This is a genomic window from Paenibacillus sp. JT22N7 (assembly GCF_059383875.1).
In genome coordinates this window covers 608,016-633,984 of sequence record NZ_JBXENY010000001.1, presented here as the reverse complement: position 1 = coordinate 633,984, position 25,969 = coordinate 608,016, and the positions used below count along the sequence as shown (strand labels likewise).

24 protein-coding genes are annotated in these 25,969 nt (G+C 51.8%); 7 read left to right on the top strand and 17 right to left on the bottom strand.

All coding sequences use genetic code 11. The features are described 5' to 3' along the window. Window positions 1-65: 65 nt before the first annotated feature. The 3 genes from AC50Y5_RS02770 to AC50Y5_RS02760 all read right to left on the bottom strand — a co-directional run bounded on the left by AC50Y5_RS02770 (window position 66) and on the right by AC50Y5_RS02760 (window position 2,888). Window positions 66-1,619 carry a hypothetical protein gene (locus AC50Y5_RS02770; protein WP_494858303.1) on the bottom strand — a complete coding sequence of 518 codons (1,554 nt, stop codon included), beginning with the start codon at window positions 1,617-1,619 and terminating at the stop codon, window positions 66-68. A 288-nt stretch (window positions 1,620-1,907) separates the two neighbouring features. Beyond that, the gene (locus tag AC50Y5_RS02765) at window positions 1,908-2,105 is read right to left on the bottom strand and encodes a cold shock domain-containing protein (RefSeq protein WP_046229980.1); all 198 of its coding nucleotides are present in this window, start codon (window positions 2,103-2,105) and stop codon (window positions 1,908-1,910) included. Between the two features lie 81 nt (window positions 2,106-2,186). Further along, a complete protein-coding gene (locus AC50Y5_RS02760; protein ID WP_494858301.1) occupies window positions 2,187-2,888 on the bottom strand; it encodes a class I SAM-dependent methyltransferase in 702 nt (233 codons plus the stop codon). Window positions 2,889-3,087: 199 nt separating this feature from the next. Here AC50Y5_RS02760 and AC50Y5_RS02755 point away from each other — a divergent pair, with 199 nt between their 5' ends. From AC50Y5_RS02755 to pepF, 3 genes are all read left to right on the top strand, one after another. Beyond that, window positions 3,088-3,321 (top strand): hypothetical protein, encoded by a 234-nt coding sequence (locus AC50Y5_RS02755; protein WP_046229982.1) that lies wholly within the window; start codon window positions 3,088-3,090, stop codon window positions 3,319-3,321. 78 nt (window positions 3,322-3,399) lie between these two features. After that, window positions 3,400-3,582: a hypothetical protein gene (locus AC50Y5_RS02750; protein ID WP_046229983.1), complete on the top strand. Its 183-nt coding sequence runs from the start codon at window positions 3,400-3,402 to the stop codon at window positions 3,580-3,582. Between the two features lie 306 nt (window positions 3,583-3,888). Then, on the top strand, window positions 3,889-5,682 hold the full coding sequence (gene pepF / locus AC50Y5_RS02745) for an oligoendopeptidase F (protein WP_056029529.1): 1,794 nt from the start codon (window positions 3,889-3,891) through the stop codon (window positions 5,680-5,682). Between the two features lie 116 nt (window positions 5,683-5,798). On the opposite strand, the gene AC50Y5_RS02740 is transcribed toward pepF, so the two are convergent. The 6 genes from AC50Y5_RS02740 to hemE all read right to left on the bottom strand — a co-directional run bounded on the left by AC50Y5_RS02740 (window position 5,799) and on the right by hemE (window position 12,493). Next, window positions 5,799-6,698, bottom strand: a complete 900-nt coding sequence (locus tag AC50Y5_RS02740; RefSeq protein WP_494858298.1) for a DUF92 domain-containing protein — start codon at window positions 6,696-6,698, stop codon at window positions 5,799-5,801. Further along, window positions 6,679-7,467: a glycerophosphodiester phosphodiesterase gene (locus AC50Y5_RS02735; RefSeq protein WP_494858296.1), complete on the bottom strand. Its 789-nt coding sequence runs from the start codon at window positions 7,465-7,467 to the stop codon at window positions 6,679-6,681. Before AC50Y5_RS02735 ends, AC50Y5_RS02740 begins: the two co-directional genes overlap by 20 nt. A gap of 20 nt (window positions 7,468-7,487) precedes the next feature. Beyond that, the gene (locus tag AC50Y5_RS02730; RefSeq protein WP_494858294.1) at window positions 7,488-8,876 is read right to left on the bottom strand and encodes a CapA family protein; all 1,389 of its coding nucleotides are present in this window, start codon (window positions 8,874-8,876) and stop codon (window positions 7,488-7,490) included. A 102-nt stretch (window positions 8,877-8,978) separates the two neighbouring features. Further along, the gene (gene hemG / locus AC50Y5_RS02725; RefSeq protein ID WP_494858292.1) at window positions 8,979-10,463 is read right to left on the bottom strand and encodes a protoporphyrinogen oxidase; all 1,485 of its coding nucleotides are present in this window, start codon (window positions 10,461-10,463) and stop codon (window positions 8,979-8,981) included. A gap of 25 nt (window positions 10,464-10,488) precedes the next feature. Further along, window positions 10,489-11,430, bottom strand: coding sequence for a ferrochelatase (gene hemH / locus AC50Y5_RS02720; protein WP_494858290.1), 942 nt, complete (start codon window positions 11,428-11,430; stop codon window positions 10,489-10,491). After that, window positions 11,417-12,493, bottom strand: a complete 1,077-nt coding sequence (gene hemE / locus AC50Y5_RS02715; protein ID WP_494858288.1) for a uroporphyrinogen decarboxylase — start codon at window positions 12,491-12,493, stop codon at window positions 11,417-11,419. Before hemE ends, hemH begins: the two co-directional genes overlap by 14 nt. A 322-nt stretch (window positions 12,494-12,815) precedes the next feature. Between hemE and AC50Y5_RS02710 the strand changes: the two genes are divergently transcribed. Further along, complete coding sequence (locus tag AC50Y5_RS02710) at window positions 12,816-14,027, top strand: MFS transporter (protein ID WP_494858286.1); 1,212 nt, start codon at window positions 12,816-12,818, stop codon at window positions 14,025-14,027. A 204-nt stretch (window positions 14,028-14,231) separates the two neighbouring features. Here the strand turns inward: AC50Y5_RS02710 and AC50Y5_RS02705 are convergent, their stop codons facing one another. After that, window positions 14,232-15,014, bottom strand: a complete 783-nt coding sequence (locus AC50Y5_RS02705) for an MOSC domain-containing protein (protein WP_494858284.1) — start codon at window positions 15,012-15,014, stop codon at window positions 14,232-14,234. 98 nt (window positions 15,015-15,112) lie between these two features. Beyond that, window positions 15,113-16,012, bottom strand: a complete 900-nt coding sequence (locus tag AC50Y5_RS02700; RefSeq protein ID WP_442952492.1) for a DMT family transporter — start codon at window positions 16,010-16,012, stop codon at window positions 15,113-15,115. A 98-nt stretch (window positions 16,013-16,110) separates the two neighbouring features. On the opposite strand from AC50Y5_RS02700, the gene AC50Y5_RS02695 reads away from it, so the two are divergent. Further along, the gene (locus tag AC50Y5_RS02695; RefSeq protein WP_494858280.1) at window positions 16,111-16,995 is read left to right on the top strand and encodes a LysR family transcriptional regulator; all 885 of its coding nucleotides are present in this window, start codon (window positions 16,111-16,113) and stop codon (window positions 16,993-16,995) included. Window positions 16,996-17,140: 145 nt separating this feature from the next. On the opposite strand, the gene abc-f is transcribed toward AC50Y5_RS02695, so the two are convergent. After that, window positions 17,141-18,910 carry a ribosomal protection-like ABC-F family protein gene (abc-f, locus tag AC50Y5_RS02690; protein ID WP_494858277.1) on the bottom strand — a complete coding sequence of 590 codons (1,770 nt, stop codon included), beginning with the start codon at window positions 18,908-18,910 and terminating at the stop codon, window positions 17,141-17,143. A gap of 465 nt (window positions 18,911-19,375) precedes the next feature. Next, on the bottom strand, window positions 19,376-20,008 hold the full coding sequence (locus AC50Y5_RS02685; RefSeq protein WP_494858273.1) for an O-methyltransferase: 633 nt from the start codon (window positions 20,006-20,008) through the stop codon (window positions 19,376-19,378). A gap of 114 nt (window positions 20,009-20,122) precedes the next feature. Here AC50Y5_RS02685 and AC50Y5_RS02680 point away from each other — a divergent pair, with 114 nt between their 5' ends. Both AC50Y5_RS02680 and AC50Y5_RS02675 read left to right on the top strand, forming a co-directional pair. Next, a complete protein-coding gene (locus AC50Y5_RS02680) occupies window positions 20,123-21,289 on the top strand; it encodes a THUMP domain-containing class I SAM-dependent RNA methyltransferase (RefSeq protein WP_056029566.1) in 1,167 nt (388 codons plus the stop codon). Between the two features lie 65 nt (window positions 21,290-21,354). Beyond that, window positions 21,355-23,424: an LTA synthase family protein gene (locus AC50Y5_RS02675; protein WP_494858271.1), complete on the top strand. Its 2,070-nt coding sequence runs from the start codon at window positions 21,355-21,357 to the stop codon at window positions 23,422-23,424. Between the two features lie 106 nt (window positions 23,425-23,530). Here the strand turns inward: AC50Y5_RS02675 and AC50Y5_RS02670 are convergent, their stop codons facing one another. The 4 genes from AC50Y5_RS02670 to AC50Y5_RS02655 form a co-directional block, all read right to left on the bottom strand. Then, window positions 23,531-24,973 carry a S16 family serine protease gene (locus AC50Y5_RS02670; RefSeq protein WP_494858269.1) on the bottom strand — a complete coding sequence of 481 codons (1,443 nt, stop codon included), beginning with the start codon at window positions 24,971-24,973 and terminating at the stop codon, window positions 23,531-23,533. A gap of 133 nt (window positions 24,974-25,106) precedes the next feature. After that, entirely contained in the window at window positions 25,107-25,331 is a 225-nt protein-coding gene (locus AC50Y5_RS02665; RefSeq protein ID WP_056029575.1) for a YuzB family protein, read from the bottom strand. Between the two features lie 44 nt (window positions 25,332-25,375). Then, window positions 25,376-25,678 (bottom strand): hypothetical protein, encoded by a 303-nt coding sequence (locus AC50Y5_RS02660; protein ID WP_056032761.1) that lies wholly within the window; start codon window positions 25,676-25,678, stop codon window positions 25,376-25,378. Between the two features lie 51 nt (window positions 25,679-25,729). Next, window positions 25,730-25,966 carry a hypothetical protein gene (locus tag AC50Y5_RS02655; protein WP_056029577.1) on the bottom strand — a complete coding sequence of 79 codons (237 nt, stop codon included), beginning with the start codon at window positions 25,964-25,966 and terminating at the stop codon, window positions 25,730-25,732. Window positions 25,967-25,969 lie beyond the last annotated feature (3 nt).

Below are 25,969 nucleotides of genomic sequence, written 5' to 3'. Positions count from 1 at the left end.
TAATCCGGTCAAAGTCTAAAATGCGAAAAGCGCATGGCAAAATAACGTCCCTGTACTTCCTATCATTAAGAAATATAGCCTTTCTCCCTCCAATATTCCATCGCAAAATCTTCGCCACAAAAAGGTTTCGTTCCATCCAGCATATCTTGGTTGTAACGTGTAATCAGTTTTCGGCCTTTTTCAAAAAATTTGACCGCATCCAGCAGTTTAGCTCCGCCTTCGTAATTAACCATCGTATAATCGTCATCATCTTCATCTTCTGAATACTGAACGGAAACACATTCAGAGCCGTCCATATGCTTCTGTATACGGTATGAGCAATATTCGACCTTTGCCTCGCCCTGTTCATCGGTATAGTCTCTGGCCATACGCACCAAAGCCAATCGCGGGGAATCCTTGTAAAGTTCTCCCTCTTGCCGAAATGAGAAATATATATCGCCGATCCATAGCCCGCTGCGCTCTTCATCATAATAATCGTTATAGGGCTCAACAAGCGGGAGAGTCAATATCTCGCGTATATGCTGCGGATCAATGAGATGACGGGCATATTCATAGGTCGATACAGCTTGCAGCAAATAAACCCAATTTTGCTGGCATAGCTGCTGGATCGCGGCCGGTGAATCATCATCGATAACCGTCCAATCTACAATCTCGTCCGTTACTTTGCGATATTTGCCCGATAACTGCCATTGCATAGGGTGTGAATGAGCTGCAGAGCCTGATTGCGCAGCAACTGGTTCTATTTTCAGCAAAGCCCCGTACTCCTCGCCATCCTGAAAATAAACGCTTCGAAAATGTCCCGAATCCGCTTCATTGCCATACGCAGTTGCACGAAAAAACTGATCGCCCAGCCAAAACTCATAGCTTGAGCTAGCAGCTTCAGGCTCTCCGAGGAAGCAAAGAGAATCCGCAGTTACCTGCTGCATATAAAGCGGCCGGAGCTGTGTATCTGCGAATAAAAAAGGAATTTGCGGTTGTTCACGAATCGGCTTGATTCGATCTTCATATAGGATAGGCTTGTCTTCTTCCAAAAGACGCAGCATTTCCTCTCGCCAGACGAACGGCTCTTCATCCTCATCTATAATAATTTCCGGAACAAAAAGCTCGGTCATGTCGAAGCCCTGCCATACACCGAAGTCGTCCCAATCTACTATGTATCGTTCAAAGGCCGATGTCCCCTGAATGCGTACTCTATATTGATCGCTCGTCATCATCAGCTCCGCCTGCATATGGCCCTCAACGATGAGATCGCCGTGATTATAATCACCCCAAAACATTTTTTCCACCTGCAAATCGCCAGCAATATGGATCTCCTGTCCACCAACAACCATATGGCTGGCGCGCATATCGCCAAGAACGATCAGTCCGGTAGCCCCGTCTGTATTTGTATTGCCAATATAGCGATCCACAATCAAATTTCCTTCAACGAGAATGAGCATAGCATTAAGGTCGAGCAGAAGCTCGCTAAGCCGCAAATCCCCTTTATAATACCAAACGTCCTCTGCTTCAAATTCGCCATCCTTTTGTTCATTGCGCAAGTAATACCAGCTCTCGCGAGGCAATTTCAGCTTAATTTCACTAAAGCTAAGCCTCTGAAACACGGCACCGGCTTCCATCATTATTCTCCTCCTTTAAAAATAGTTGAAAAACGCGGTTCTTTTTGCTCTATTTTGCTGCAAGGCCATTTAAAAAGAGCCTTTTCCTGCTATTATTTTTACGTATTTCCCGCGCCATGGTTCTCCTTTTTCCCCCTTTTCCACTCTTTTCAACCTATTATTCGGCACCATCCGCTGCCCATTGTCATAATGGCTTTTTAAAATGGCTTGTTAAAATGCGAAAAGGAGCTCCCGGATTAACCGGAAGCTCCTGTACATGCTGCAATCAAGTATTATAAGAAACTTCGAATCTTATAATTTAACGACGTTAGCCGCTTGTGCACCGCGATTGCCTTCAGTGATGTCGAACTCTACCTCTTGGCCTTCGTCAAGCGATTTGAAGCCTTCGCTTTGGATAGCGGAGAAATGAACGAATACATCCTCGCCGCCTTCGACCGAGATAAAGCCATAGCCTTTCTCTGCGTTAAACCATTTAACTGTTCCTTTCAAATGAACAACCTCCTAAAAAAATAAACCGCTGTTTAATCAGCGTATACCCTATATTATACAGTCTTAAACTGGAAAATGCAATTAAACCCTTATTTTCAAAAATAAATCTGATCCAGGAATAAAAGGAAGTTTCGCTGGCATAAGCTCCGCCTGTCCGCCCCGCTCTGCGACAGCCTTTAGCAGCTCATCCATGTGCGGGTAAGCATTCCAGCTTAGCGACAACAGCGGGTAAATCCGCACCTGTCCGCCCGGCTTGCACAGTCGCATCATTTCCAAAACAGCCTGCTTATGGAAATTGAAATCAAACTGCTCCGCATACAAAAACAAAAAATGGCTGCATAACACAAGCGAGAAGGTTCCTTGTTCAAAAGGAAGCTCTGGCAGCTGCCCAAAACGATAACGGGCTTGCCCGTCAACAGATCGCAAATGGCTTGCAAACAGCTCAAGCGAACGCTCTCGTCCCGCGCGATGATTCGCAGGGTCCTTATAATAGCTCCAGTCGAATGCCTCCTGCAAAGCGATCAGCTTGTTTGTGGAAACTTCAATTTCTTCTGCAGATTGTGCAATCCACGACTCCACATCTCCGGCATAACGCGGATCAACAGCATGGGCTTCATACCCTCGGGCACACGCCTCAGCGGTAAAAGAAGCGCCTCCGGCAGCAATGTCCAGTAGAGGCCCCGCGCCCAAATCATCTTCTTCCAGTCCGAACATGTGTACATACTCATCAAAACCCCGGCAGGTAATAGCAACGCCTACCTGCTCATACTTCAATTGCTTCATCTTCTCAACTCTCCTCGTCTCAGCTATACTCTTCTCGCGATTACGCTCCTATCTCTATAGAAGCTTCGCCTCATAAATGCTTCTTTCCCGCATTATAGCTGATATTATAACACCGTCCCTTATTGCTTTCCACCCCCTAGATAGCTAAAATAGTAAGAATACGGTGTAAGCCGTAACGAAAGGTAAGGTGACCTACAACATGTTCAAGAAATACGAGATATTCAAAACTGACAAGTACAATATGCTGACGGTAGAAGTACAGGGGAAAACCCTCGTCGTACGAGATATTTCCGATCAATGGGGCGAAGAATGCTTTACGTTCGTAAGCCGTCCTGAAATGATGCATTGGGCCGAAAATCGCTTCCGTGCTGACCAGTATGTTGGCCGCGAGGAAGAGCGGGAGAACATCATCCGTGCTTTCAAGGAAGTGTAAGCAGGAAAATTCAACCTTAACAGCGAAAACTAACGAGGCCATGTTGTGCTTGCGGCTACAGGGGGTGTACGTTTCGAGATGGATTTAATGACTAATATCATCTTTATTGTCGCATCCTTTGCACTAGGATGGATAGTCCTTGCAAAACGCGATTCTCTCGCTCCCAATTTGCGCCGCGGGCTGGCACTTGCTTCTATTGTTTTAATTGCATTCTCGTTTTTCCTCATTGTATTCAGCCTGTTTCAGATGGGAAGCTCATAAGCGCTGGCGGCAGCTGACAAGCCATACATCAAGGAGCAGCCGCCAACGCATCAAATACAAGAGCAGCCGCTTGCCACATCTAAGAGTTTAGAAAGTTCTTGTATTTCAACATAACAAGGCAGCCTCCGGTACATACTAGGTACAAATTTATGCCCGGAGGCGAACGCAACTATGAAATGGCTACCCGTCCTTGTCTCTCTAAGCCTGACAGCCGGTATTAGTGGCGCTGAGGGAATGATTCAGCCCGCCTATTCCAAAACTGCACCACATGCTACTTCATCTACCATTATACCAAGGAGGAATTCGATGAATCACGTACCTAAGCGTTCCGAAACGAAAGTAGAAGCCCGTTGGAAGCTCGAAGACCTGTTTGCAGATCAAGCTGCTTGGGATAAGGAGTTTGCCGCTGCCAAAAGCCTGATTGGCAAAATCAGCGCTTTCCAAGGCACATTGGCAGACCCGGCCCAGCTGAAAGCCTGCTTCGAGCAGGAGGATGAATTGTCGCTGCATGTGGAGCGTCTATACGTATATGCCAATATGAAGCATCATGAGGATACGGCAGAGCCGACCTATCAGGCCTTGTCCGACAAATCCAAGAAGCTGAGCGTGGAAACAGGAGAAGCCCTCTCTTTCATTACGCCAGAGGTACTTTCCTTAAGCGACGAGGCGCTGGATCAATTGATCGCAAATCCGGAGCTGGCCACTTTCCGTCATACACTTGAAGAAATGCGCCGCCAGAAAGCCCATGTTCTTTCGAAAAATGAAGAGGCGCTGCTAGCGCAAGTAGGCAATATGAGCTCGGCTCCCGGCACGATTTTCAGCTTGCTTAACAATGCTGATTTGAAGTTCCCGAAAGTGAAGGACGAGAACGGCGAAGAGGTTGAATTGACGCAGGGCCGTTACATCCAGTTCCTTGAGAGCAAAAACCGCGACGTGCGCAAAGAAGCTTTCCAAGCGATGTACGATACATACGGAAAGCTCAAAAACACAATCGGGGCCACGCTGAATGCCAATGTAACGAAAAATATTTTTTACTCCCGTGCCCGCAAGCACGATTCCGTTCTCGCCATGTCGCTCTATGGGGATAACATTCCCGAGACGGTATACACAAACCTGGTTGACACGATTCACAAGCATTTGCCGCTGATGCATCGCTATATGAACCTGCGCAAAAAGCTGCTCGGCGTCGACAAGCTTCATATGTATGATCTGTTCGCTCCGCTTGTAGAGGAATTCGATATGAACATTACGTATGAGGACGCGAAAAAAACAGTCAAAGAAAGCTTGAAGCCGCTCGGCGACGATTATTTGAACGTGCTGCAGCATGGCTTTGACGACGGCTGGATTGACGTGTACGAGAATGAAGGCAAGCGCAGCGGCGCTTACAGCTGGGGAGCGTTCGGCACGCATCCATATGTGCTGCTCAATCACAAGGACAACTTGAACAGCATGTTTACGCTGACGCATGAGATGGGCCACGCTCTGCATTCGTATTATTCTGATACGACCCAGAACTACCGCGATGCGCAATATACGATTTTCCTCGCGGAAGTGGCTTCCACGCTGAACGAAGCGCTGCTGATGGACTACTTGCTTGACAAGTCAACCGATCCGAAGGAAAAAATGTACCTGCTTACTTACTATGCGGATCAATTCCGGACGACGGTGTTCCGTCAAACGATGTTTGCCGAATTCGAGAAAATCATTCACGAAAGAAGCGAGCAAGGCGAATCGCTGACACCGCAGGATTTGAGCAAAATTTACTACGACCTCAATGTGCTGTATTATGGCGACGATATGGCCGTAGATGAAGATATTGCGATGGAATGGGCACGTATTCCCCATTTCTACAACAGCTTCTATGTGTATAAATACGCGACTGGCTTCTCGGCCGCAACGAGCTTCTCCAAGCAAATTTTGGAGGAAGGCGCGCCAGCAGTCGAGCGTTATCTCGGCTTCCTGAAGAGCGGCGGCAGCGACTTCTCAATCAATATTTTGAAAAAAGCTGGCGTCGACATGTCCTCGCCAGAGCCGATTGAGCAAGCGATGAGCGTGTTCGAAAGCCTCATCGGCCAAATGGAAGAGCTAACTAAAAAATAAATTTGCGTCTCCTCTTTGCCTGCCTTGTTTTCTGAGCTAAGGGGATAACCGCTAAAATCAAAAATAACACCTTCTACTCCCGTATCAAGGAGAGAAGGTGTTATTTTATTTTGCAACTAAAGCCACCAGAGGCCCAGTGTTAAGCCAACTACACCTGCAAGCAAGGATGACAGCATATTAACCCGGTCATTGTTCATAAAATCAAACCCGCGTGTCCGCTCGGTCTTTACGCCGCAGTGCGTGCGGCGCTCCGTCTCGCTGCCGCAGCTTGTGCAGCGGTACATCGCCTGCCAGGTGGCGCCGAGCCAAGAGTCGGCAAAGCATCCGGCAAAGCCAGCTATCGCCGCCGCCGCAATAAGCGCTACAGCTGAGGCTAGGCTGAGGCCGCCGCCTGCAAGCCCCGCGTTCCCAGCCTGCAAATCGGCTGCAGACGCTGGATGAAACCATGCCAGCATGATGGCGGCTACGACGCCGATGCAGGCAGCACCAGCGAGCGCCGCGAGTGAACCGAGCCGCGTCACAGCGCCGCTCGTGCCGGGAGCGACGACTTTGCCGCTCGTCACCGAACGCGGTGGACGCTTGCTCAGCGCACCGATCTCCGTCGCCCATGTGTCGGCATTTACGGCCGCCATGACTCCAATATAGGCGAGCAGCCAGCCATCGCCGGATGCTGGAAACAGCGCATGGCCGAAGCACAGCAGCAGGCCTACTCCGCCATTCGCCCACACTTGTCCAGCGTCGCGACGTCCTGTTTTTTCATATCCCGCTTCCGCCTTCGCTTTCGCTCGGGAGTGCTTTTTCCATTTCGACCACAGGGTTGAGGTAACAAAAAACGCAATAAGACAGGCGAACCATACTGGTTCGCCCCATGTCACAAAGCCTGTTCCCATTGCCATTGCCGATAAAGCGCCCGATAGCGAAAGAGAGCGGAAACGATAGGCGACGAACGCAATTAAGCCGCTTCCAACAAGGCCGCCAAGCAGCCTGAGCCACCATTCATCGATCCAGCCTACCATTTTCTCGCTCCTCCCCAGTTCTATCTCTCAGTCCTGCCATTGCCTGCCGCCAGCGATTCGGGAAATTCGTGCAAATCATCAGCTCCCGGTCCAGCTCCGCGATTTTGCGAATAGCCTGTTCCTCGTTTATCGTCCAGGCCATCACCTGAATGCCCGCTCCCTTAAGCAGCTTCACTCGCTCCTTATTCAGCCTCGAATAATCAATCGAAAGCAAGGTCGACCCCGTCTGGCTCAGCTCCAGAGGCAGCGTCTGGCGCCAGCCGTCAATAATCAAGCCGGTACGAATACGTCCTTCCGTCAGCTTGAACAGCTTATTCAGCGCTCCGGCATAGAAAGAGGTCAGCACCACTTCATTTTCCACACCGAATTGGCGTACGCTTGCAAGCACTTGCTCCTCAAGCGCAGGATAACGAATGCCATTCGTCTTGAGCTCAATGTTCACGTTGCAGCGCCCGGCTGTTAATGCCAGCACTTGATCAAGCGTCGGTACTCCCTCATCTTTGAACAAGGGCGAAAACCAGCTGCCCGCATCAAGCGCGCCAAGCTCGGCAGCCGTCCAGTTGCGGACTTCGCCTTTGCCATTCGTTGTACGCCTTAGCTTATAATCATGAATAACGACCGGAATATGATCCTTCGATAGCTGCACATCAATTTCAATCCAAAACACATCAGGCTCTTCCATCGCCAGCTTCACCGCTGCAAGGGTGTTCTCAGGCGCACGCCCTGACCACCCGCGGTGGGCTACGCATACATTTCTTGGCTCTGCCATGCGCTCCTCCTCGCTGCTCTTTATTTAGAGACGAGAGCGCCATCCTCTCGGAGCTTCACGCCAAAGGACAGGCTCGTCAGGCGCGTTAGCAGCGCTGCTGCATTTTCCGAATCCATGAGCACTGGCTGTGCTTTGTCCGAGGACATCGGGTAAAACTTCAGGTCACAGTCCCCTTTTTTCGTACAAATCGCATCCAGCACACCTGTCTCTGCAGTCGCTCCCTTCGGGTAAGCGCTAAAAATAAAGTTCCCTAAACTGTATGCAATCCACTTGCCTTTATACGTCTCAAAACCTTGCAGCACATGCGGATGGCTGCCGATAATTAGATCGGCTCCCGAATCTATGTATTCGCGTGCAAAATCCCGCTGGTATTGCAGCGGCGTATCTTTGCGCTCTTCTCCCCAGTGAACCATCACGACGACCAGATCGGCCTGCTCCTTCGCTTTCTTAATCGCCGCCTTCGCTCTCGTCGTATCGTAGGTTTCTGCTACGCCAGCAACATTTTTGTCTGCTTTCCAAGATACTTCCGGCACGACTCTGCTCAGTCCAATGTACGCTACTTTAATGCCGCGCACCTCTTTAATGACAGGCGCAAACGCATCCGTATCATTTTTGCCGGCTCCCATATGGGAAATTCCTGTCTCATCGAGATGCTTCATCGTATTTAATAAGCCTTCGACGCCTTGATCCAGCGTATGGTTGTTCGCCAGGCTAACAACATCAAAGCCGGCATCCCGAAAAGCAGGAAGCGCATCTGGAGAACCTTTGAACACATACGTCTTGTCTACTGCCGGTACACCGCTATCCGTCACGGGATACTCCAAATTGGCTGCCATAATATCCGGCTCGCTTAAATAAAGCAGCGATTGCTTATATGGATAGTCGTATCCATTGAGCTTCATCATGTCGCCGACCGAAGCCGCCAGCAAAATATCGCCAACAAAGCTCAGCTTCACCGTATCCTCGTCGCCAGCTTGAGTCGATGGCTGCTGCCCGGAACCGTCATCGCCGCCTGTTCCATCGACTGCTTCATGACCTTCCTCCTCAGGCTGCTTGGCTGGCGTTGCCGCTGCCTCGCCTTGGCCGTTAGCCTCATCGGCTGTAGGAGCAGGATCATTCGTTGCTGCCGTTTCTACAGATGGAGAAGGCGAACTGCTGCCTGCGCCCGTTTCCGCGTTTTGCGGCTCCTGATCACCAGCGGTACCCGCGGAGGCGGCATCTGCTGCCTGAGGTTTATTTTCACCATTAAATAAGGACCCAGCATCAAACCAATTTTGCGTATTAAGCCATAAGCCAATAACGACTGCAATAAGTCCAAGCATAAATCCGTTGAAAATGATGAGGCGTCTTAATCTTCTTTTTCGCCTGACTTTTTGCTGTTGTCGCGATTCTGATCTAGATCTATTCATGACAGGATGCTCCTTTATGAATAAAGTTTCCTGTCTATTATAGCAAGCTTGTTATAAATATGCGAAATAACTAGAAGGGAAGCTGCTTCATTCACTATGCATCTAGGAAGAGGAAAGCGCAGCTGATGCAATTTCCTTGCCTTGTCTAATACAATCCGGCAAACCTACGCCGTCGAAAGCCGCTCCTGTAATATGAATGCCCGGCACTTGCTGTGCCATTCGCTCACGCAGGCGCTTCGTCTGGTCCAGATGGCCAACCGGATATTGCGGCATAGAGCGCGGCAGCCGTGTAATTTCCGTAAATAAAGGAGCTGCTGTAATATTCATCGTCTTCTTCACATCTTCTCTTACAGCGGCCATAAGCTGGTCATCCGGCAAAAAAGGCGTTATCTGATCGCCTGCCCGGCCTACATAACAGCGAAGCAGCACTTTGTCTCCCGGACTCGTATGCAGCCATTTCGTCGAGGTCCAAGTGCATGCTGTAATCCGCAAGCCTTCCGAACGCGGAATAACGAACCCCGAACCTTTGAAGGTTACACCAAGGCTCGCTTTGTCAAAAGCCATGACGACGTTTGCGACCGAAACGTAATCGATCGCCCGCAGCTCCGCGCAATCGACCAGCGGCTCCAGCATCTCCGCTGCCTGAAACGCAGGCGCCGTCATAATTACTTTGTCGGCTGGCAGCCGTTCCCCGTTTGCCAGCTCGATGGTGTAGCGGGACCCCGACTGTTCCCCGTCCGCCGTGCCAGCGAAACCTGCCGCTTCACCACCCGCAGCGCTATCATGAATTCCGATAACCGCCTGGCCCAATTTGCGCTCCATGCTTGGCAAAGCTCGGTCCAGCGCATTTACCAAAGTAGACAGCCCGCCCTTAAAGGTAAGAAACACGCTACTTCTAGCTCCTTCTGGCAGCAGGCTCATATCGGGAGCCTTCGCCAGCTTTTTGTTGCTCCGCATTCCCCGTATCAAGCTGCCATGCTTGCGTTCAGCAGCTGCGAACTGCGGGAATGTCGCTTGAATGCTCAGCTTGTTAAGGTCGCCAGCGTAAATGCCCGCCAGCAGCGGCTCTGCAATGCGCTGCACAACCTGCGTCCCCAGCCGTCGGCCTAGGAAGCCGCCCAGCGATTCGTCGCCAGCTGCAGTCCGAGCTGGCTTGATGAAATCAAGCAGCGCCCGCAGCTTGCCGCCCCAAGAGAGCAAGCCTGTCCGAGCGAATGGCATAATTTCCGTCGGAATGCCGAGCACGAGTCCCTGCGGCATCGCATGAAGCTTATTTTTAAACAAAATATAGGATTGCTTGCCCTTGGGATTCGTTCCCGTCAGCTCGGACTCTATGCCTAGCTCTTTCGCCAGCTCAATAATCGCCAGCTTGCGGCTAAGGAAAGAATCCGGGCCGCGTTCGATGACGAAACCGTCACGTTGCAGCGTATTGATTTTGCCGCCCAATACCTCGGCGCTATCGACAAGCGTAATATGAATCTCTTTACGCTGCCGCTCCGCTTCCCGCTGCAAATAAAAAGCGGAGCTCAGCCCGCTGATCCCCCCGCCAATAATGACAATTCGATCAGCTTCTCCGATTCTCCGCATCTCATTCATCCTTTCTTACCAACCTCTACGTTGCTTCTATTACAGACTCCGCCAGCGTCTCCATATAGAGTGGGTCGCGATTTAACATTTTAATTCGTTCAAGGGTGATGCCCATATTTTTCGCTGTCGTCTTCGCTTCGATATCGAGGTCGAACAGCACCTCAAGATGATCCGACACAAAGCCGATTGGCGCGGCCAATACAGCCTTTACTCCTTGCTCCGCAAGCTCGGCAAGCGTCTCCAATATGTCAGGTCCCAGCCACGGCTCTCTCGTCCGGCCTGCGCTTTGCCAAGTAAACTGCCATCCATCATCCGCAATGCCAGCCTGCTTCGCAACCGCTCTTGACGTCTCCAGCAGCTGCTCCTCGTAAGGATCACCAAGCTCGCGAATTTTCTCCGGCAAGCTGTGCGCGCTGAAGAGCACCTTTACACTCGGCTCTCCGCCCGATGATGCGCTTAACCGCGCAAGCCCATCCGTTACCCGTTCCGTCAACGCCTGCAGCAGCTTCGGATGCAGATGATATTGCTTCACAAACGTCATCTCCACGCCAAGCTCGCTAGCCTTCTCCTGCGCACGCTTGATGTAGCTGCCTACGCTCATCGCCGAATAATGCGGGGCCAATACGATGCCGACTGCCTGCTTAATCCCGTCGCGAGCCATTTCCTCTACGCCATCTTCGATATAAGGACGGGCATGCTTAAGCCCCTGATAACAAGCATAACGGCCTGGGGCGAGCTGCTCCAGCTTATCCGCAAGGCCGGCTACCTGTCCGTTCGTATTTTCACGAAGCGGGAATACGCCGCCGACAATCGCCTCATACCTGCCATACAAATCCGTTAATTGCTCCGGCGTTGGAGGGTGGCCACGGCGAATATGCGTATAATACGCTTCTACATCATCAAGGCTTTCCGGCGTTCCATATGACATAACGAGAACTCCGATTTTGCTGTTTTCAGCTTCCGACATGGCTCGTTTCCTTCCCTTCACGCGCTGCAATGTATTTTTTCGAATATGAATGTATGTAAGCCGTTAGCTCTTGAAGCTTCTCAAGCGATGCCTCAGGAAATAATCCGTGTCCCAAATTAAAAATAAATCCTGGCTCTTCCAGTCCCTGCTCAATAATTTCTGCCGCATACGATTCAAGTACGCTCATTGGAGCAGTCAGCAGGACAGGATCGAGATTGCCCTGAACCGCGAAGCCGTGATTCAAACGGCGGCGTCCTTCGGGAATCGAAACTCTCCAGTCAAGACCGATTACATCAGCTTGCACCTTGTGCAGCTCCGGCAGCAGCTCGCCTGAGCTTACGCCTGGGAAATAAATTTTCGGATGCGGCAAATCCGACAGCTCGCTGAATATCCGCTCGATCGTCGGCAGTACAAACTTGCGGAAATCTGCGGGCGCAAGCGCACCGACCCAGCTATCAAACAATTGGAAAGCCTTCCCGCCATTCTCGATATGCGCACGCAAATAAGCGATAACCATATCGCCCAGCTTGTCCATCAGCTTATGCCATACTTCCGGCTCGCCGTACATCATCGCCTTTGTGCGCAAGTAGTTTTTGGACGGTCTGCCTTCAATCAAATAGCTGGCAATCGTAAACGGCGCTCCTGCAAATGTAATAAGCGGGACATCAAGCTCCCGATCTAAAATACGGATCGTTTCCAGCACATGGCCGAGATCGCCTTCTACATCGATTGGCTTCAGCCGGTCTACATCCGCCGCGCAGCGAATCGGGTTATCAATCACGGGACCCACGTTCGCCACAATATCAAAATCAATACCGATTGAAGCAACCGGATTCATAATATCCGAATATAAAATAGCGGCATCCACGCCGAGCTTGCGCACCGGCATCATCGTCACTTCCGCAGCCAGATCCGGCTGCTTGCAAATTTCGAGCAGCGAATATTTCTCTTTTATTTTTCGATATTCAGGATCGTATCTTCCAGCTTGGCGCATATACCAGACGGGCACCTGATCCAGCTGTTCTTTGCGGCAGGCCCGAATGAAACGGTCATTATAGCTCATGTTCGCCGTTCCTCTTTTCTATATAATTTTCTATTAACTCCATTATGCCCGTTTTTGCAGGGGCTAACAACCGCAAGTCCCTGACTTCCTATGACAATGTTATGACACTCTCTTTAGGCATTCTCTTCATTATAACCTGATTCAAGGCGAATTTCGTGCTTTTCTGAAATATAAGCATTAATAAGTTTCACATTTATAAACAGGCTTATATTTCTCGGACTGAAACGCGCCGCGCTGCCAAAAGACGGCGACAGCCGTTTCACCTTGACAAAATGTTCTTCGTATTTCTGTCTGGCGGGCAGCTTGTGCTATACTAAAAAACATGGAACAGTGGAAAAAAAATCTCATCGTACTCTGGTTCGGACAATTTCTCGTAATGGCTGGAATGACCATGATCATTCCTTTTATGTCGTTTTATTTGCAGTTTGAGCTGGGCTTAACCGATCCGCATCAAATTGCTGTATGGGCTGGTGTTATTTTCGCCGGCAACTTTGTCACCCAATTTATTTTCCAGCCGATTTGGGGAAAATACGCCGATCGCTACGGACGCAAGCTGATGCTGCTCCGCTCTGGCATCGGCATGGCAATTGTCATTGTGCTGATGGGCTTTGCGACGACACCGTGGCATCTGCTGCTGCTGCGCATGCTGAACGGAACGATTTCCGGCTTTAATCCCGCGGCTGTGGCGCTGATTTCTGCCAGCACGCCCAAGGATCGCATGGGCTATGCGATGGGAACGCTCCAATCGGGCGGCATTGCCGGAACGATATTAGGCCCTTTTATCGGCGGGCTGCTGGCTGACGCTGTCGGCTACCGTCCGATTTTTTATTTGACAGGCTCCCTATTGTTCGCTGCGTCCATGCTGGCGTTGTTCGTCGTGAAGGAGACGTTCGACTTGCAGAAGGCAGCAGCTAAAGTGCAAATTTCCGTCATTGAAGGCTTCAAGCGGCTGCGCGGCATTCATGAGCTGACGGCGCTGTATGCGGTCACCTTCCTCATTCAATTCGCGATGATGAGCTCGATGACGCTGCTGCCGCTGCATGTCCAAAGCCTGCATGGCCCGACAGCCAATTTGGCTTTTTGGGCGGGCTTCGTCGGCTCTGCGGCTGGCATCTCCAATCTCATTGCGTCGCCCGTGCTAGGAAAGCTCAGCGATCGCATCGGCTCAGAGCGCATTCTCGGCTATTCGCTGATTGGCGCGGGACTGACCTTTATCCCGCAGGCGCTCGCCGACAGTGTGCCGCAGCTGCTCATTTCCCGGTTTGTGCTGGGCATTTTTCTCGGCGGACTTGTGCCGACGGTCAATTCGCTCATTCGCAAATATACGCCGGACGGCATGGAATCCCGTGCCTACAGCTTTAACAGCAGCACGCTCGGCCTCGGCAATATGGTCGGTCCGATTACAGGCGGCGCGCTATCCGGCTGGATCGGCATCCGGGGGCTGTTCATTATGTCCGCGGTCATGATGCTGCTGAATGCGCTTTGGGTGCATCGCTCGCTGCTGCGGGGCAAATGGCGGGCTTCGCAAAGCTAGATCGTGCAGGCATATGTACCTGCCGACCTTCTACTAAACAAAACTGTAAAGGTTTCACACAGGGAAAAAGGAGACAAAAGCAGCCTTGGCGTAAACGCCAAGGCTGCTTTTTCAGTTCTGCACTCCTGTTATCAGCTACACATTCCGCAGGCAAGGCATTACCTATTCGGCTATCCTGCCTATTCTGCTTATCTTGCAATCCACTCAAGCATCCGTCAGCAGAAATATTTCGTCGCCTACCCGGACATGCCCCGCTTTCTTAACCGAGGCATACAAGCCGAAACGCAAATTAAGCTCCTGGTTGACTTTTTTGAGCAGCGACATATCCCGCTCCAGCGTGTCAGGGTCCAGCGTTATCATGGAGCAGCGCTCGCAATGCCCGTCTACGTGCAGCTCCGCGCTGCCAAGCTGGAGCCGCTTGCCGATCCAGCTGTCTTCATCCGGCGCATCGCTCGCAAGCGCCACAATCATGTTCGCCCGGAACCGCCGCGCATCGAGCGGCTTGCCCCACATCGCCTCAAGCTTGCCCAGCAGCGCATCGGTCACAATGAGCACGCTGCTGGCATCCGCGCCCAGCAAATCCGGCGTTTCCGGCGCATAACGCCGCATGGAAAGGGTCGTGCGGGTGTGCGACTGTATTTCGGCGAGCAGCTGCTCGTTCCAGGCGAGCTCGCGATTGTCAGGCGACGTAACCGTTACTTCGGGAAAACCGGAAGCCGCTGCCGTACCCTTTCCAAAACCATGATCATCTTGGAGCTTCGCCTTGTAGCCAAGCATAGCCGGAATTTGCCGCGCTGTAATAAAGCTGTCCCAGCCTTCCTTCGTTTCATCTATAAAAGCATGGCTGCGGTCGCCATACAGCCCATAAGCTTCCATCCTGCTGGAATCCAGCCGCTCGCCCGCAAACGATTTAATGGGGTAACGGTTCATTTCCTTAAGCGTGCCAACCCGTGTTTTTACTCGTTCGACTGCCGGTTTTTCTGCCAATGCCCACTTCTCCCGTCTCCTGCAAAATAACTGCGCGAAACAGGCGCTGCCCCATAAAGCGGCAACGCCCGTCTACACTTAAACGATTCTATTAGCTATCATAGCACAGGAAGCTCTTTCTTCAAGCGGCTAGGCTTTCGATTAACAACGATTATGCTGGATGCGACAAGTGCGAGACCCACCACCAAATTGATCGTGACATGCTCCTTTAAAAATAACACGCTGAACACGATCGCAATAAGCGGGATCAGAAACATAAACGAGCCGACCTTCGCTGAATCGCCATTGCGGATGAGTTTGAAATAAATAAGCCAGCCGATCGCGATGACAAAAATAGAGATGAACAGCGTATCGAATATGAACGGCATATTCCATACAATATCGGACCAGCTTTCGGTCATCGACCCTGTGCCCAAAATAACGACACCGCCAATGGCCACCTGCATCGCGGTCATCCATAGGGAATCGACTCGCGCCGCCATTTTCTTCGTATATATCGTGCCTCCTGCCCAGCTTATGGCCGAAACAATCGCAAGCAGCAAGCCCCACACGGAAATATGGCCGGAAATGCCTCCCGTCGTTATCGCCGCAACACCGGCGAAGCCCAGCAGAAGGCCGATAATTTTCAGCGGGTACATCGCCTCTCCTAGCCATAGCCATGCAAACACACCGAGCAGCACAGGCTGTAAAAAGACAATCGCCGTGAACAGTCCTGCCGGCATATATTGGAGCCCTATCGTCTGAAAGCTGTAATACATAATGATGTTCAGCATGGAAGCAATAAGATAAATAGGCCAATTCTGCTTAAGCCGCAGCGGTCCCCGCTTCCAAATGGCAAAGCCTACGAGCAAAATGCCGCCAATGAGCGTTCGAATGCCCGCAAATAATAAAGGCGGAGAAAAGTCCAGCGCATATTTGGTAAGCGGCCAATTGATGCCCCATATAAACACGAGAAAAATTAAATACATCGTTGCCGCTGATCGGGAAATACCAGGCACCTTGAACAGCTCCTTGTGTGGTCGTTTTACCGAATGATACAATAGTTTGCAACATAAATAAAATAAATGTTTATCATAGGGGGCATAACACTTTAGTTATGACAAACTCGCAGCTAACGATATTCATTAAAATTGCCGAAACCGGCAGCTTCACGAAGGCGGGACTTGAGCTGAATATGACGCAGCCCGCCGTGAGCCGAGCTATATCTACGCTCGAAACGGAGCTGGGCGTCGTGCTGCTCATACGCGATCGTCGAAATGGCGTCCTGCTAACGGATATTGGCAGACGGCTGCTGACGATGTTTCGGGAAATTTTGAAATCCTATGAGCGGATTGAGCAGGAAATTTCCCGTGAAAAAGGGCTGGAGATCGGTACGATTCGCGTTGGCGCCTTCCCGGTTGCTTCCGCTTATTTCTTGCCCAAAATCATGCGGACCATCGCCGCCAAATATCCTCATCTCGAATTCGAGCTGCATGAAGGCACGATTGACGAGGTGAAGGAATGGCTCCACACGCGCATCATCGATGTGGCTCTCATCATTCCGCCGGATGAAGCGTTTGAAACGATCCCTTTGTATAAGGAGCGGATGTATGCCGTTATGCGGGACGATCATCCTTTGGCCGGCAATAAAGTTATTTCGGTTAAGGACATTAGCGGCAATCCGCTCATTAATTGCAAATCAGGCTATGAGACGCCTATAGTGGAGCTGTTTCAGCGTGCCGAGACGGAGCTGGAAATTAAATTCATCATTAAAAATGTCAATACGCTGCTCAGCATGGTACAGGAAGGACTCGGCATGTCCATTTTGTCAGAGCTAGCGATGCAATCGCTGCCGCCAAATGTAATTAAGCTGGAGCTTTCACCCGAAGGCTACCGGGAAATTCGGCTTGCCGTGCCGTCGCTTGAGGATGCATCGCTTGCGGTCAAGCTGTTTATCGATACGGCGCTTGAGCTGTTCGCCCCAGCGGCACGGCACGTGTAGTTGGCGCTGTCATCTGTTTGAAGGCGATGCTCATTTCGCGGGCACGCCGCAGTAAAAAAGCTTTATTTTTCAAGACGTTTCCGCCATGAAAAATAAAGCTTGCGCGACTTGCTCTTGCTCTTGCTCTTGCACGATTAGCCGCGCTTTAAAGCTTCAGCTCCTTGCGCTTAGCGACCAGCGCGCTGAATTTCAGCTCCAGCGCCGCCTTCTCCTCGGCTGAACGCTGCGGCAGCGACAGCCGCGCCAACGTCTCGGCGAATTCTTGCTCCAGCCTCAGCCGCAGCTCTTCCCGCTCCACGCTCGCTTGCGCTGCTCCTGTTCCTGCAGCTGCCGGGTTGTCGGCAGCTGCGCCGCCATGGTCAGGCGCTTCGTTCTCGCTAAAGCGCCATTCCCCGTCACCGAGCAGTTGCAGGATATGCGTCGCCGCCTCGCTAACCAAGCGCCGATCATGCGATGCAAATATAATCGTGCCGGGGTAAGCTCGAAGCGTCTCTTCCAGCTGCTCGCGAGCGTAAATATCCAAATAATTGGAAGGTTCATCGAGCAGCAGCGTATTATGCCGCCCCAACAGCAGCTTCGCAAGCGCCGCCTTCACCCGTTCGCCGCCACTGAGCAGCGCCACCTGCTTAAACACATCCTCGCCCTTGAACAAGGTTCTTGCCAACACGGTTCGCACATGCGCATCGGGATAGACGGCTGATGCCAGCACGTTTTGCAAAACATTTTTGGATTCATCCAGCAGCGATAAATTTTGGCGAAAATAGCCCATTCGGCAAGACGGTGCGGCTGCAACCCCTTCCGCTTGCTCGTAAATGCTTCGAAGCAGCGTCGTTTTGCCCGCTCCATTGCCGCCTACAAGCGCGATGCGCATGCCTGGCTTTATTTGAACGGACAGCTCACGGAACAGCCAGCGGTCCTCTGATAGCCCGGCCTCCAGCTGCTCCAGCCGCAGCACATGCTTGCTGCGGCAAGGCTCGTGCACCTGCGCATCGAATAAAGGCATTTCCAGCTCTGCCGGCTTCTGCTTCACCTCCAGCCGCTCCAAGCGGCTTTCCAGCGCATCCGCCGCCTTGTTCAGCTTCGCTTGCGAGCTGCGCATGCCTTCAAGCCCAAGATTCGCCTCCTTATAGCTCATTCGCTTCGGCTTGTGGCTGATGCCCTGCGCCGACTGGCGTACTTTGGCTAGCGAATCCAGCAGACGGCTCTTCTCCTTGGCATATTGCTCATATTCAAAAACGGCGCGGGCCCGCTTCGCTTCCTTTTCCCGCTTATAAGCCGAATAATTGCCTTTGAAAATAAGGATTTCTCCATCCTCCAGCTCGATGATCGAGGTGCACACATGGTCCAGCAGCTCGCGGTCATGGGAAACGAAGATGACGGCTCCCGGATACGCGGTGAAGGCATCTTCCAGTTGGCGAATGCCTGCCGCATCCAAATGGCTCGTCGGCTCATCCGCAAACAATATTTCCGCTCCGCTAGCGAACAGCTCAGCTATCGCCGTCCTCGTCTTCTCGCCTCCGCTGCCAAAGCCTTTCGCTTCCCCCGCATCCAGCGCCTGCCAGCGGCTGGCGTTCTCTCCTTCGCTGTGGCGAGAGCGGAGAATAGCTCCCTCTTGCAGCTCATGCTCACCGCTGGGCACACCAGAGAGCTGCTGCTCTGCTTGCTCATCTGCCGCTGCCACGCCCCGATAGCCCGCTGCCTGACGCAGCTCGGCAGCAGAGCCGCTGCGGGTCACTGTGCCTTTATCCGGCTCCAGCCTGCCCGCCAGCACAGCCAGCAGCGTCGATTTGCCCGCTCCATTAACACCGATAATGCCGACGCGATCGCGAGCTCCCAGCTCCCAGACACCATCCAGCCTGCCTAACAATCGATCCTGTACTGCTATTTCTATATGCCTAACCTCTAATTTCCCCATAAAAAAACCTCCCCAGCTCGAATAAGTGTCGATCTGAAGAGGATTATTCGCCAATTATAGCCATTTCCGAAAAAACATGCAGCTATCCCTGTTCAGGTATAGCAGCAAACAAGCGCGTCAAGGTGAAACGGCTGTCGCCGTCCTCTGGCAAAAAAACGCGAGCGAAACGTATGAGGCATGTCCGGAAATGGGCGCAATAATCCTATCTTCAGAAAATGAACTTTTGATCAATCATAAGTTGTCATTTATAAGCTTCTGAACGAATAGGTTATTTTCTCATGATCCTCGGACACCGTTCCCTCTCTCGCGGGGCGCTGATTTTAATTCCCCATCATTATAAAATAATTAGCTTGCAAGCGTCAACCTTCGTTCCACCCCCTGCGTTCCCTCTTGGGAACAACAGCAGGCGGGCGCAGACAGTTGCAGCAGCGCTCAACAGACAGGGCTTTCCAGCCCCCTGCCCCGCTATTTTACAATCGCTATGGCCAGTCCATCATAGCCGGGCAGCACTGTGCTAAGCAGCCGCTCGTCATTTGCAATCCGCTCATTGAACGCCCTCACAGCTTGTATAGCCGGGCCAACTCTGGCCGTATTCATAGTCCTCCCACGCAAAAACACATTGTCGCCTACGATAACGGCTCCTGGCGTCGCTAAAGCGAGCGCATATTCCAAATACACGGGATAACCTTCCTTATCCGCATCGATAAAGAAAAAATCAAACTGCCGACCCTCTGCTTTAAGCTGCTCCATGCTCGCTTTGCCATCGCCGATTTTGAACGTGACGGCCTGTCCATAGCCCGCTGCCTCCACATTGCCGCGCGCGACCTCCGCGTATTCCGCTTTGAGCTCCAGCGACGTCAGCCGCCCGCCTTCTCCCGCTCCCCGCAGCAGGCAAATACCGCTATAGCCGCCAAGTGCCCCAACTTCGAGCATCTGCTTCGCTCCTGACATGGCGACCAGCATCGTCAGCAGCCGGCCGTAGCCATCAGCGACGGAAATGTCCGGCATCCCGTTTGCAGCAAGGGTTTCGCGCACCCGAATCAGGTCCAAATCTTCCTTATATAAGCTGTCTGCATATTGTTCATTTTCGATCGACATTTTTTTACTCATCCTTTCATTTGTCAAAACAAGCTGCGTTTACTATACTTGATTGTATGATTTTGACCGTGAGGATTCAACTGCGCTTTACATACGAAGGAGAGAGTGACACGAATGACAACGAAAATTGAATTGATCGCAACGACGCCGATGGGCCTTGAGGCGATTGTCGCACGCGAGCTCAAGGAGCTTGGCTATACCGACTTGACAGTAGAAAATGGACGCATTACTTTCCCGGCTGAACCGATCGATATTTGCCGCACCAACTTATGGCTGCGCTCGGCAGGACGGATTTTGGTCAAGATGGGCGAATTTCAGGCGACCACCTTCGAGGAGCTGTTCGAAGGCACGAAGGCGCTAAACTGGCCTGACTGGATTCCCGGAGATGGCGAATTTCCGGTGGACGGACGTTCCCACAAGTCGCAGCTGTCCAGCGTTCCTGCCTGCCAGAGTGTCGTGAAGAAGGCAGTCGTAGAAAAAATGAAAGAGCGCTACGCAACCGAGTGGTTTCCGGAAAATGAAGGCCGCTACGTCATCGAAGTTACGCTGCTTAATGATCGCGCGCAGCTGACACTTGATACGACAGGAGCTGGCCTGCATAAGCGCGGCTATCGCAATGTAGCGACGGAAGCGCCGCTGCGCGAGACGATGGCAGCTGCGCTGCTGCAAATTAGCCGCTGGCAGCCGGAGCGTCCGCTCTACGACCCGTTCTGCGGGTCGGGCACCATTCTGATTGAGGCCGCGATGCTGGCGTGGAACGTCGCTCCAGGGCTGCGCCGCTCCTTCAACAGCGAGGGCTGGCCGCTAGTGCCGGACCAGCTGTGGGAAACGGCGCGTGAAGAAGCCTTTGATGCGGTGAAGGACGATGTGGCGCTGCAAATTGCCGGTTCGGATATTGACCCCGGCGCCATCGAAATCGCGACAGCCAATATTAAAAAAGCCGGCTTCGGCAAAGACATTAAGCTGAGCGTCATGCCAGCCGCGAAAATTAAGCCCGAGGGCGAATACGGCGTCATCGTGACCAATCCGCCATACGGGGAGCGACTCGGCGATGATCGCGAGGCGGAAGCGGCGCTGCGCCAGTTCGGCATGTCGGCGCTCCATTTGCCGACCTGGTCATTTTTCGCTTTTACGCCTGTTGCTGCTATCGAGCATTATATGGGCCGCCCTGCCGACAAGAAACGCAAGCTGTTCAACGGGCGGATTGAATGCAACTATTACCAGTTTTTCGGACCAGGCGGCCTATATGCAAACCGCAAATCCCAATCATCAGAAAAATAATAAATAGAGAAATAGAATCGCTTTTTGGGAGAGGAAAGGGACACTAAGAGAGGGACTTTCAATTCATGCATCAAAAAAGATACAAAGCTCTAACCAACAGCTTGCAAGCAGCAGCCCGCTGGGGACGGCGTCCCTATGGCGCGGAACTGCTGCTTTTTTTCGGAGTGCTGCTGCTCAAGCTGTATGCCTTTGATTTATTTATAGCTGTGCCCAATATGAAAATGAATGTCTATGATGTCAAAATCGCCATCGGCACCCTTGCGCTTTGCAGCTTCTGGACGCTGCTGCTGCCGCTGCGGGGCAGATTCTTTGCGTTATTCGCAATGAATGCCCTGTTCTCGGCTATTTTGTATGCCGATTTAATTTATTATCGCTACTTCGAGGATTTGATTTCCGTACCCGTCCTGCTGCAGGCCGGGCAGGTGGAGGCGCTTGGAGGCAGCATTGCTACGCTGCTGGAAGTGAAAGATTTTGTATTGCTGGCCGATATCCCGCTGCTGCTTGGTTATGCCGGTCTGCTGGCATGGAAGCGGCGCGCTGCCATGTCTGTTGCCCTGCCAGCTGCCACAAACGCTGAGGCCGCTTTACCCCAGCGCAGCAAGCAGTCGCATTGGCGAGCAAAAGCACCGCGTTTATTGTTAAGCTTCGTCCTGCTGACCATCGGATTAATGGTGACCTTTGGCGGCATTAACGATGCCAAGCGCACATGGGCAAAAGGATTATTCGAAAGCAATTGGTGGAATTTATCACTTTATAATGTGACAGGCGCACTAGGCTTTCACGGCTATGATCTGTATCGTTATGCGGCGCTGCATTGGCTGAATGCAGAAGCTGTCTCTGCCGAGACGACTTCACAGGTGCTCGCCTGGACGGAGCAATCCGGGCAATCGCGCGCCAAGCTGGAGCGGGACTTAAGCTTTGGCGCGTATAAAGGCAGCAATATTATTTTGGTACAGGCAGAAGCTTTCCAGAACTTTATGATTGGCAAGTCGTTCAACGGCCAGGAAATAACGCCGAACATCAATAAGCTGGTCAAGAGCAGCGCCTATTTCAGCTCCTTTTATCACCAGACCGCGCAGGGCCGAACGTCGGACGCGGATTTTGCCAGCAATTGCTCGCTTCAGCCGCTCGCCAGCGGCTCGGTATTTATTCAATATGCCGGGAATGAATTTCAATGCTTGCCGCAGATGCTGCATAATAACGGCTACTACACTAGCGTTTTTCATGCCTACGAAGGAAGCTTCTGGAACCGCAATACCATGTACGCGAATATGAAATACGATGCTTTTGTGAGCAAAAAACAATACGAGCTGGACGAGCCGATCGGCTGGTCGCTTGGAGATAAATCCTTTTTTCGCCAATCGCTTGACCAAATTGCCGAGCAGCCGCAGCCGTTTCATTCCTTTCTGATCACGCTGTCCAGCCATCACCCCTATCAAATTCCTGCAGCTGAACAGACACTTTCGCTCGGCGAGCTTGAGGGCACGATAATGGGCGATTATTTGCAAGCGATCCATTACGTGGATGAAGCGCTTGGCGAGCTTATTGAACGGCTTCAGCAGGAAGGGCTTTGGGATCATACGATATTTGCCATGTATGGCGATCATGATAATTCGATCAGCGATTGGAGCTTGTTTGAAGCGTTTCTGGGCAAACCGTTAAATGAGCTGGAGCGGGAACAAATCGTTAAGCAGGTGCCGTTGCTCGTCCATTTGCCAGACGATCGTTATGCAGGAGCCTACACCGCTCCGAGCGGACAGCTTGATGTCGCGCCAACGCTGCTGCATTTGCTTGGAATATCGTCAAGCAAGCTTGCGATGATTGGAACGCCGCTTATTACGGAAAGCATGCGTCAGCCGCAGCAAAACAGCAAGCTTGTTGTGCTGCGCAATGGCGCATTTACGAATGGCGACGTTTATTATATCCCTTCCGCTGATGGGCTTGCCGAGCATGGCACATGCTGGAACGTTGCGGAACAATCACCTGGCGAACTGGCTCCATGCCTTAACCTGAGGGCAGACGCGCAAACTGAGCTGTCCATGTCGGACCTTCTGGTCATCCATAATTTAATCCCCGCGCTTTATGATAAAAGCATGGTTCGAGTCGGCAGCACCCAAATAGCCGCTCGAAAATAAAGCAAATGCCCCATGACAGGCCGCAATACAAGCGGCGATGCCATGGGGCATTTTTATGGGGCTGGCCTTTAAGCAGCAAGCCCCCGGTTTATTTTTTACCCTGCGGTCAGGATTTCTCGTGGGTTTGCAGCCAGAGCAAAATATCGTCAATGGTCCTGACCGGCACGACAAGCAGCTCAGGCGCTGCGCTCTTCGCCTCCTGCTCAAGCTCTGCCGGTATGAAGAACACATCCGCATCGGTCCGGCTCACCGCATAGGCCTTCTGCGGCACACCGCCAACGAGGCCCACCGAGCCATCCGGCTCTATCGTGCCGGTGCCAGCGACTTGCAGCCCATGTGTCACTCCGCCTGGCGTAAGCTGATCCAGAAGCGCCAGCGTGAGCATGGCGCCATGGGACGGCCCGCCGATATGGGCAATATACGAATAATAGCTGACAGGCCTTGGGGCATCCAGCTTCAGTTCATTTTGCACCGAAATGCCGAATACGGCGCGCACAGGCAATTGATCGGTCGCAGCAGCTGCTGCTGTCTTCACCTCAAGCGTTAATTTTTCTGCTAACGTCCCTCTTTGAACACCGACTTGAACCGTTTCTCCCGGTACAACAAAGGCTGGATCTGCCATAAAGGAGGTCAGTTCCGTCACACTCGCCACCCCCTTGCCGTTCAAGCTGACGATTAAATCGCCAGGAACGAGTGTGCCCTGAGCAATGGCATCCTTCGTCATCCCGATAATGCGGACCCCCGTCGTTGTTACGCCATTTCCTATGCCCGCCTTGCCCTCGGCAATCGCAGCGGCCACACTGTTCGCATCTGTTTTCATCGTCGAAACGAGTGTATAGGACTCTGACAAGGAAGGCTCGTTCTCAGGCTTGCGCTCAAACGTATATTCCGGCAGCACCAGACTGTACAGCCAGTCCGCAGGCACTGCAGGCCGATCAAACACCAGCACGCCGCTAATGCTGCCTCCAGCGGCTCCTCCTTCGACATGGGCATAGCGGTTCATGTTCATCGTAAGGCCCGGATAAGTGACAATATAATTTGTCGGGTACACCAGTACAAAAGCAGCGGCTAGCCCAGAGCCCAGCATCCAAATAAAGGTTTTAGGCCAGCGCCCTCCCCGCTTCTCCATACTGCGGCGCGCAAGCAGCTCGCTCCAAACCATTTCAATGCATACAATCAGCAGCATGCCCCCGATGAGCGGCAGCGACAGTATTAACCTTTGCGGAAAAATAGCAATGCATCCGATAGCGGACACACCGAGCAGAGCGATGCCATATTGAACGACTGCAAGCAGCCGCTCGAAACGAATCGTGGCAACGCGAGCAAAACCGCCGCTACGATTCACCCGCTCCACAATGCCTCGGCAGCCGCCAACCAGCCAGAGCAATGGAATGAAAGCGAGCGCATAGAGCAGCCAGTTAATCATATCAATCCAAAGCATGCCAGAAGCGGCCAGCTTAAGCGGAGCAGGGAGCCAGATTAGCTCGGCAGCTGCAATGTACAGCAAGGCCAAAATCAATCCAGCGATATAATAGCGGAAACGACGCATGCTCACTCAACCTCCTCAAATATTAAAGCATAAGCGGGCACTGCCTTCAAAGAATGGCAATGCCCGCTCACGCTTCAATTGGCAAAAAAAGACCCAACAGATGTTGAGTCTCTTCCCTGCTGCCGTATGTTGACTATCCTTTAATGTAACGTTTGGCCTTCTCAATGGCTTCATCTTCAGTAGCGCCTTTTATATAACGTCCATTAATAAAAATAAATGGCGACCTTGCGCAAGGCCCGCAATAGGATTTGCAGCCAACCCGAATTTCCGCATCGGGCGCTAGCTTTTGCAGCTTCGGCACTAGCGTCTTAACCTGATAAAACCTGCATTTATCACATACCATTATATCATTTGCCATTATTGTTAGTCCTACTTCCGTATTGTCTTCGGTCTCACGGCCTGTTAGTGGTCGCCGTGATTGCCTTGGGAAGGGTTCGTAATGGCAAAGCCTTCTTCCGGCACATAGAAGTAGTCAATGCGAATGCCGTCAAGAAATTTGTTGTCCTTCTCCAAAATAACATCGATATCTTTATCTGTGGAAACGACAACATCCTTATCCGTTGGATCATCGATGCCCATGCCATAGTGCGCATGGTCGCCGTGGGAATGCGTCACATATACGCGAAGTTTCTTGCCTTCATTCTCAGGCTTGTCCAGCTCAAGCTTCAATATTTTTGCCGCATTGCGCGAAATTTTGACTGTCATCATCACTTAAACACTCCTTCATTTGTCTAACCAGCAATTAGAAAAAAAATTTTAACTTATCCTATTATACTTGTTCTCGGTTCTGCGGGCAAACCATTCTGCAACAATCATTGTCACGGCTATATCATCAAACGGCAAATAGGGCAATGCGTCAGGCAAAACCCAATACAGCAGCACCGGGACAAGGAACAACAGCTTGTCTTTCCAGGAAACCTCCTTGGAGCGAAGCAGTTGAAAAATTCGGCTGAACGTGCGCTGCCAATGCCGGAGCGATAAAAATTTCCGCATGTC